This window comes from Streptomyces sp. NPDC005728 (assembly GCF_040630895.1).
Lineage (GTDB): Bacteria > Actinomycetota > Actinomycetes > Streptomycetales > Streptomycetaceae > Streptomyces.
The window spans coordinates 1-1,454 of sequence record NZ_JBEXYL010000288.1; the positions used below are offsets into that span (position 1 = coordinate 1).

The following is a 1,454-nucleotide window of genomic DNA, read 5'->3' on the forward strand; positions in this document are numbered from 1 at the left end:
AGGTCCGGGTATCTGCACCCGCGATATTCAGGGCAACATCAGCTGCATTCAGCGGATCCAAGGTGAGGTACCCGAAGACGGGTTCATTCCCCACCACGAGAACTGCCTGCCGACGCAACCCTTTACATTGCCCGCCGCCCTGGGCAACGGGACGACGCGGATCGGGCCCGAAGTGACCTGTTCCGGTGCGACGTCGGTGCGCGACAAGGGCGACGGAAAAATGGAGCTGCCGGAGCTGCTGGGCTGAGTCCCGAGCCGACACGACGTATGGAGCGAAGATCCCAAATTGCTACTGATTGTGTGTATATGCTCACGATGAGTAGTCAACCAGGGGCTTCGTGCCCTAGTGAGAAAGGGTCAACCATGCGTAGGTTTCAGCGCGCTGCAGTCGTAGCGGCAGCGTTTGCGGGGCTGTCCGCCTTCGGCGCCGGCGTCAGCTTTGCCGGCGGCTACGATGACGTCCCCCAGGGGATCACCGCCGTGGCCAACTCGTCGGCCAACGCCGTGGCCACGGCGGGCGGCTACAACTACGGCCAGCCGCAGGCCCAGCCGGAGGGTGACAAGACCTCCGCGCCTGAGGAGGGTTACGGCCAGTACGCCGCCCCGGAGGGCGACAAGTAAAGAAGCACCGAGGCCTCGATGCGCACGTTTCAGCGCTTTCCCGCACGTGACCTCGGAGTGTCACCGCAGGCGCATCGACATCCTTTGGAACACCTTATGCACATCACACGAACTGAACCTCCCTGGCCTGAACCAACTCGGGCTGTTCAACGGTGTGCTGAGTAATACCCCATGGCGAAGGCAGCCCGGACGCGCAGCAAACCCACCAGGGTGCGCGTCCGGGCTGCGGCAATTTCGTCGCCGGGCGCGGTCGGCAGCGCGTCCAGGTGCCGGGCTCTGTTTCGACCTTCTCCAAGGCCCGGGCGCATGCCGGTCAACGGCACAGGCGCCCGGGCCTCCATTGCAAAGGAACGCAGCACATGATCACTCGGCAGAAGATGGCCACCGTCTCGGGGCTCGTCGGAAGTCTCGCCATGATCTGCGTCGGCGCCGCGCACGCGTACGCCGATGAGCCCTCGGGTGACTGCAAGAGCACCGCCCTGGGCGACACCATCTGCATTCACAAGAGCGAGACCCGTACCGACAAGAACGGCAAGCACGTCCTCAAGCAGGCGCATGACTGCTCGACGACCGACCGGCCGCGCCTGGTGTTTCCCACGGACGAGCTGATGAACGGCGGCCCCACGAAGGTCGGTCCGGTTGTGGACTGCTCCAACACGGCGAAGCTGCCCAAGGGCTTCAAGAAGCCGCACATCGAGAAGCCGCACATCGAGAAGCCTCACTTCGATTTCTGAGGCGCAATCAGCAAATGCCGGACCGGGTTTCCCGGTCCGGCATTTCGGCTTTCTGGGAGCCGGGGTTTGCCGGCCACATGGAATTCCCCGGTGTCCCGG

At 64.1% G+C, this 1,454-nt stretch carries 2 protein-coding genes and 1 pseudogene; all 3 read left to right on the forward strand.

Annotated elements, in window-relative coordinates; translation table 11 throughout:
* A pseudogene (locus ABZ471_RS48645) lies at window positions 1-247 on the forward strand (hypothetical protein); the annotation flags it as partial.
* 116 nt (window positions 248-363) lie between these two features.
* A complete protein-coding gene (locus tag ABZ471_RS48650; protein WP_359075617.1) occupies window positions 364-621 on the forward strand; it encodes a hypothetical protein in 258 nt (85 codons plus the stop codon).
* A gap of 359 nt (window positions 622-980) precedes the next feature.
* Window positions 981-1,355 (forward strand): hypothetical protein, encoded by a 375-nt coding sequence (locus ABZ471_RS48655; protein WP_359075618.1) that lies wholly within the window; start codon window positions 981-983, stop codon window positions 1,353-1,355.
* Window positions 1,356-1,454: the final 99 nt, after the last annotated feature.

Coding starts and splice junctions, on each gene's coding strand:
- ABZ471_RS48655 (WP_359075618.1), top strand. CDS start 981: ATGATCACTCGGCAGAAGATGGCCACCGTCTCGGGGCTCGTCGGAAGT.
- ABZ471_RS48650 (WP_359075617.1), top strand. CDS start 364: ATGCGTAGGTTTCAGCGCGCTGCAGTCGTAGCGGCAGCGTTTGCGGGG.